Below are 6,505 nucleotides of genomic sequence, written 5' to 3' on the forward strand. Positions count from 1 at the left end.
ATGGATCGTGTCGGCGTGTGCAATGTTGCCCGACAGATGCGCTATTTTGATGCATCGTATGACAAGGCTCTTGATCTCTTGCTCACTGGCTACTGTTCCGTTTTTTAGAATTGGAAAGCCCTGGTGAAGGATTCATAGCCTGGGAAAACCGCTCCCTATTTGGTATACTTCTCTTGAGCTTTGTCAATTCGGAGACAAACCATACGTGTGCGAAAGGGATCGTGATGATTGATCATAATAATCTGGAAGATTTTCGAGATGCACAGATCTATGACCTGCAAGACGAAGGCTATTATGACGATTATCCCTTGACTGAGCAGTGGGCGCGAGCGACAGGAGGACCTCTGCTGGATCTGGCGTGTGGAACGGGACGTATGGCCCTTCGCATGGCAGCGCTTGGCTATCAGGTGACAGGTGTGGATATTACCCCAGAAATGATTGCGCGAGCGCGCCAGAAGGCAGAGCAGCAAGCCATCTCTCTTAACTGGGTAGTGGCTGATGCGCGCACGTTCCATCTCCAGAAGCAGTTTCCTTTCATATATATGCTGGAAAATGCGTGGCAATTCTTTCTGACGCGAGTGGACCAGGAAACGCTGTTGGCTCGCGTCCGAGAGCATTTACTTCCAGAGGGATGCTTTCTCTTTGAAACACGCAATCCCTCCCCGCGTAATCTTCTGGACGTTCGCCATCCAGGAGGAGATACGTATGCGACCCCTGATGGAGGGCATCTCGTAGTGACTGAGCAGCAATACTACGATCCCATGACCCAGATCCAACACTACACCCGCCTGCTCACGTTTCACCTTCCTGGAGGGAAGCAAGATGAGAAGATGCTGCGCGTGGCCTTGCGCTATGTCTTTCCCCAGGAGATGGAAGCCTTGCTCTTCTACAATGGGTTTCAGATCCGCGCGTGCTACGGAAGTTGGCTGCAAGACCCTCTGACCGCCACTTCTCGCTCGATGATTTATGTCTGCCAAAGATGTATCTAGCCTGGCTTTCTTACACTCCTCTCGTTTCTTCGACATAAAACTCTTATCTCAGGAACTCCAGCAACCCTCCAGAGACCTTGATCAGTCACATTTTCTCATCTCAATTCCTTAGCGTTGTTTTTCGTTCATGAACGAAAAACAACGCTAAGGAATTCTTGAGCACTCCCTTTTTCATACCCTACCTGCTTCAGTCGGCATCTCCAAAAACTCTATCAAACGACTCAGCGTCGGTGTGGCAAGAGGCGATGTCTGCAATTGTGCCATCATCTCTCTGGCCATTTCATGCCTCTCTTTAAGTACACCTGTATTCAGATGATTATCACTATCAAATTGATTATCAATACCAGGTGCCGCAGTCGGTGTCTGCAAGAGCGATTGGAAAAGCATGACTACGAGCCAGCGAGGCATCCAAAGAAAAAGCACCTTCATACTGAAAGGCATGATGGGAATATCTTGCGCCTGCAGCGCTAGAAGCCCTTCATTGATGGCCTTTACCATCATCACAACATTCTTCCGTGTCCGTCCAAGCTGCGCACTCGTTCCTTTTGTCATCACGACAGCCGCTAGAACCCCTAAATCCAGAAGAGCGTGCGTTTTGAGCCAGGCTTGCATATCGGAATTTAGCCCAACCGAGAAGCCTGCCTTCTTGAAGATGGTCGCCAGTTGTCGAATGCGTGGTGTCACGCGCCCATCTGGCTCTCCCAATGTCATCGACGCTGGCCGAGGAGCGATCATATAGCGGATGACGTCCCCCTGCTGTGTCCCGTTAACCGACGGAAAGCCAATCACCACGCGATGCGCTTCGAGCATCTCAAGTCGTTGCATTCCAGCAGGATTACTGAGCATGAACAGCACTATGGGAATCTGGTGATTGGCTGCAAGGTCAGGCAAGATGGATGTGAGTTGGTCCAGTCGCACGGTCACAATGACGACATCATAACTATCCGTCGGAGCCAGATGCTCAACGACAGAAACCTGTGTTGTCGTACGCTGCCCAGTCGATGCCTTTTCAAGTACAACACCTTGCGCCCGTAGTGATACCGCACGTTTGCCTCTCGCCAGCAGCGATACCGTGTATCCAGCCTCTTGCAGCCGTGTGGCATAGACGCTGCCAATGACTCCTGCCCCATAAACCAGAATATTCATAATCATAAAGTGTTCCTTCTTTTTCTTCTATCTTCACCTTCGAGGAATTTCCTCAATTTCTTGCATCATTGCGTTGTTTAGTCAACGCAATGATGCATAAAAAGCCTAACAGATGCTACAATGAGGCGTCAATCAACAAAAAAACGCAGAATGTTGCCTATGCAACAGAGAAAGTGAAAGTGATGCACAACCCAGAAATAACTGAGGATCTACGCGTTCGTCGCACCCGCAAAATGCTCCAGCAGGCCTTTTTCGAATGTACTGCTGAAAAAGGCTTTGCGGCCCTCACCGTGCGCGATATTACCGAGCGTGCTATGGTAAAGCGTTCGACGTTTTATCGTCACTATCTGGATAAATACGACCTGCTTGAACAATATCTCAATGAGATGTATGTGTCATTCGAAGACCAGCAGGTGATAGCGGGCCCAAATCCCCCTGAAGTGTCATCAAGTCTCATCGACCTGCTCAAACACATCCAGCAGTTTGCTGGCTTCTACCGTGTGATGCTCGGCATGCAAGGCGATCCACTCTTTACGCAACGCTTTCGCCACAAGATCGAAAAGGGGTTTTTCTCTTGTTTCAATCAGGTCTTCCCCGAATTCATCTGCCAGCCTGACACCCCTTCTCTCGACTTACGACTCAAGGTTATTACCTCTGCTGGATGTGGTGCCATCATCTGGTGGTTAGAGCAAGAGCAGCCCAGCCCGCCCGAGCAATTTGCCACTTGGCTGAACCAATTCATCTACGACATCGCCGCCACCTCTCTCAAACCGAAAACATGATCCTTTACACTTTGGAAGCGAACGCGGTAGGGGTGGCTGTTCATCTCCAGCCGTGTTAGCCAGGGCTATACCAATGGTATAGTCCAGAATATATCAGCATCGGTTGAGGAAGGAAAGCAAGATGGAACTTTCATAGCAAGCAGGCAGTTTTCCCCCATTCTTGAATCCCACGGGTTGCGCAATGAGATGCATATTTTATTGAAGCGGCTTCGCAGAACCGTTCAATACGCTCGTCTTTTGTAGGCAAGGGACTGAAATACCTCTGCCTTTTCAAAACAAGAGAGCTACGGAGAAATATGCTCAAGCTCAATTGCTAAGGCGGACACCCCCGCCGATGATCGCAAGCTGTTTGCCGCCATTGTCTACCTGGTGCGCACTGGCATTCCCTGGAACGCAATGCCCCGCCCAATTGGCGGGGCAAGCACGGTGTATGACCGCATCTGCCTCTGTCTGGGAACACCAGGGCGTGTTTGAGCGACTCTGGCAAGCCGGCTTGCAGGAATATGATGAGTTGGCGGAATTGGATTGGCAATGGCAAAGCCTGGATGGGACACAGATCAAAAACCCTTTGGGAGGCGAGGCCAGCGCCAAGAATCCGGGAGATCGCAACAAGAAAGGGACCAAACGCAGCCAGTTGTGTGAAGAGCATGGCTTGCCGTTGGCACTGGTGTTGGAAGCGGCCAACCGCAATGACATGATCGTGGCGAATGTGATCATCTTTCTTCCTTTCTGGTTTTCGGATAAGTTCAAAGGGGTACGCACTCGAATTGGGCAAAAAAACGGGGTAATCTCCCCCAAAAAGGATCTCATTTCTTGCTGTCTGACAAATAAAACGGTTCTAGCCCACTTTTGGTGAATGATGAGCTTATCTGGAGGTGGCGCTTCTTTTTCTCCGCAGAGAATGAAGCGCCATTCTCTTCTTGCTGAGATGCATTCACCAAGATCGAGCCAGTTTCTTATGGTTTGAGGTCAAGCACCGCTTTGCCATGCTGCAGATCGACAGGTACCGAGTTCTGATGATGCACGATCAGCCACTTGCCGTTGATCTTACGGAAGCACGCAGTCCAACGCAGCCAGAGATCGGTATTCTGCCCACTGTTCATGGTTCCGCTTATGCGGTTGAGGCTGTGGGCGAAGGCAACGTCATCGCCCACAGTAATGCTGCGGTCGTGAAGTTCATAGCCTATCGGACCCTGGAACAACGAGAATACTTCTTCCCAAATGTTTCTGAATGCATCTGCTCCCACGTATTGCAGCGGGGGCACGATGTCGAACGACACGACCTCCGGCGCGTAGAGAGACATGACGCCTTCGATATTCTTGTTACGAACCGCCTCGACCCATCCTCTATAACCGTTCTCAAGAACTTAGACAAATGGAGACAGGCTCCATTTGAGGTCTTGTTCCTGCTTCATCCTGGGCAGTTTCACCGCTCCTTTCAGAGTGGTCAGTGCTTCCCAGTCCACAAGCTTAAAATCCCGTGGAACTCACGGTACTCACTTGGCTATGCCAATGCTGTTACTGTAACAGGGAACTCTTTCACTGTCAAGAGGATATCTGACCACAAAAAGAGAGATGAGTCCATCAAACAAGAAACTTATTTCGACCCTTTTAATTGCAACTTCATCGTTTTGCTTGTGTTCTTCGACTACCATAACTTCCTCCTACTTGTTCTGCATCTGTGCCATCAGATCCCAACCTATTCGCGCATTGGGGACAGTGGGTTGCCAGCTACTGACTGCTTTGAACAAACGATTGGAGATGCGTAGACTGCGGCTTATATCGGCATACTTGGCCCCCGTCATCAGGCGCATCAGCAGATCTGGCAGGACCAGCAGACGTTTGCGACCGACAGCGTGAGCAAGGATAGTGTACATCTCCGCGCGCGTCACAGGCTCATCATCGACAATGTCATAGACGCCGGAAGGCACCGGTTCCGTCAACGCAAGCAGCAGAGCACTGATGGCATCCTGCAACCAGATTTGTGGGAGATAGCCAGCACGTGCACCGGGAAAAGCACCAATCCCTTTGCATGCGTAGTCCAACGTCTCCCAGCTTGAAGGCGCTTCCGGCCCGTAAAAACTGCCCAGCCGCAGTGAGATCCCTCGGCGCTGCCTGGTCGGGTCGCTTTCTGCGAAGCGTGTCACGGCCTCCTCCGCCTCGACGGTTGAGGAAAGGGTCGCCGTTTTGACGGGAGTCGTTTGAGCATCCAACCAGGTATCACCACTGCTTGGATAGAGAAAATCGAAGCTGGGATAAATGATCGTCTGGACCGTGCCCACGGCCAGCGCGGCTTCGACAAGGTTGCGAGCGCCATCACGACGCAGACGATCATTTTCCAGCCAGGCCGAACTCCGCCCCATCTGCGTCGTGGAGGGGATTTTCGTCGCCAGGTGGTAGATGACCTCGTGACCAGCCAATACCTGCTTGAGTGCCTCAACATCAAAGAGGTTTACCCGCACCGGATGCGCCCCTGCACGTCGCAAGCGCTCATCACTCTCCTCAGTGCGGCTCATTGCCGAAACCGTGTATCCTGCCTCAACTAATTTAGGCACAAGAGATGTTCCGAGTACACCGGTTGCACCTGTTACAAAAATGTTCATCATATTGCTCCTTTTTATTTCGCTTCTCTTTTTCGAGAGACCTCTTTATAAGCGCCTCCAGAAAGGAGACAAGTGAGTCCACGAAAACGTGACAACAGCGTGACGTAAATTTTTCGTCTCTAGAAAATTGCCTGATTTTCTCGCGAGGCACCCGTTCAAAAGAACGCCGCGAAGCAACGCTCGGGGCTGAAGCCCGCAGAAAACGGCCAAAAAATTGCTGAACATGCCCACTCTGGATTATGATAAAGAGAAATCCGACAATGTTACGGAGCAATTTCGGAAGAACGCTATGGATCAAATTCAAACCTATCAACTCCTCCTCTTCTCCATCGCCTACCGCATGACTGGCTATGCCAGCCAAGCTGAAGACATTGTGCAGGATGCCTACCTGCGCTACCAACAGGCAGATCGGGCCGCCGTGCAATCGCCCAAAGCGTATCTCACCACGATTGTCACCAATCTCAGCCTCAACTATTTGAAATCCGCCCACGCTCAACGGGAAGAATATATTGGGGTTTGGCTCCCTGAGCCTATCCTCACTTCTCAGCCTGAGAGTGAATCGCTAGAGGAAACCTATGAGCAGCAAGAGACCATTTCGCTGGCTTTTCTCGTGCTCTTGGAAGCGTTGACGCCACCGGAACGCGCCGTCTTCCTGCTGCATGAGGTATTTGATTATTCCTTCGCGGAGATCGCGGAGATCATCGAGAAAACCCCGGAAAATTGTCATCAGCTTTTTCATCGCGCGAAAAGTCATGTTGGAATTGACCCGTTTTTGGAGGGGACTCAAACGGAAAGAATGAGTCAGTGGAAATGCATCAAATAAGAGAAAAGAACGATCATTTCTCTGTATATATACGTATTCCGTATACGTATATATTAACATACAAACAAGATATTTGTCAAGAAAGATGATTCTCTGTCTTTTTTTCTTGTTTTTCGTAATCAACTGGACTCATATATCCTAAAGAAGAATGTCTTCGTTTCC

At 50.3% G+C, this 6,505-nt stretch carries 7 protein-coding genes and 1 pseudogene; 5 read left to right on the forward strand and 3 right to left on the reverse strand.

The window, feature by feature from the left end:
• Nucleotides 1-224 precede the first annotated feature (224 nt).
• The gene (locus F1593_RS26920) at nt 225-989 is read left to right on the forward strand and encodes a class I SAM-dependent methyltransferase (RefSeq protein ID WP_149404642.1); all 765 of its coding nucleotides are present in this window, start codon (nt 225-227) and stop codon (nt 987-989) included.
• Nucleotides 990-1,160: 171 nt separating this feature from the next.
• Here the strand turns inward: F1593_RS26920 and F1593_RS26925 are convergent, their stop codons facing one another.
• On the reverse strand, nt 1,161-2,141 hold the full coding sequence (locus F1593_RS26925) for a ketopantoate reductase family protein (RefSeq protein WP_149404643.1): 981 nt from the start codon (nt 2,139-2,141) through the stop codon (nt 1,161-1,163).
• 176 nt (nt 2,142-2,317) lie between these two features.
• Between F1593_RS26925 and F1593_RS26930 the strand changes: the two genes are divergently transcribed.
• The 3 genes from F1593_RS26930 to F1593_RS26940 all read left to right on the forward strand — a co-directional run bounded on the left by F1593_RS26930 (nt 2,318) and on the right by F1593_RS26940 (nt 3,773).
• The gene (locus F1593_RS26930) at nt 2,318-2,917 is read left to right on the forward strand and encodes a TetR/AcrR family transcriptional regulator (protein WP_172632494.1); all 600 of its coding nucleotides are present in this window, start codon (nt 2,318-2,320) and stop codon (nt 2,915-2,917) included.
• A gap of 369 nt (nt 2,918-3,286) precedes the next feature.
• Nucleotides 3,287-3,391 (forward strand): hypothetical protein, encoded by a 105-nt coding sequence (locus F1593_RS30045; RefSeq protein WP_371873927.1) that lies wholly within the window; start codon nt 3,287-3,289, stop codon nt 3,389-3,391.
• Nucleotides 3,348-3,773, forward strand: a complete 426-nt coding sequence (locus F1593_RS26940; protein ID WP_149404645.1) for a hypothetical protein — start codon at nt 3,348-3,350, stop codon at nt 3,771-3,773. The genes F1593_RS30045 and F1593_RS26940 overlap by 44 nt, the downstream gene beginning before the upstream one ends.
• Nucleotides 3,774-3,873: 100 nt before the next feature.
• Here the strand turns inward: F1593_RS26940 and F1593_RS26945 are convergent.
• Nucleotides 3,874-4,257: pseudogene (locus F1593_RS26945) on the reverse strand (YybH family protein); the annotation flags it as partial.
• 324 nt (nt 4,258-4,581) lie between these two features.
• Nucleotides 4,582-5,523: an NAD-dependent epimerase/dehydratase family protein gene (locus tag F1593_RS26950; protein ID WP_235932724.1), complete on the reverse strand. Its 942-nt coding sequence runs from the start codon at nt 5,521-5,523 to the stop codon at nt 4,582-4,584.
• A gap of 286 nt (nt 5,524-5,809) precedes the next feature.
• Between F1593_RS26950 and F1593_RS26955 the strand changes: the two genes are divergently transcribed.
• A complete protein-coding gene (locus tag F1593_RS26955) occupies nt 5,810-6,343 on the forward strand; it encodes a sigma-70 family RNA polymerase sigma factor (RefSeq protein ID WP_235932725.1) in 534 nt (177 codons plus the stop codon).
• The last annotated feature ends 162 nt before the right edge of the window (nt 6,344-6,505 follow it).

The sequence above is a fragment of the Dictyobacter arantiisoli genome, assembly GCF_008326305.1.
In the GTDB taxonomy this organism is placed as follows: Bacteria; Chloroflexota; Ktedonobacteria; order Ktedonobacterales; family Ktedonobacteraceae; genus Dictyobacter; species Dictyobacter arantiisoli.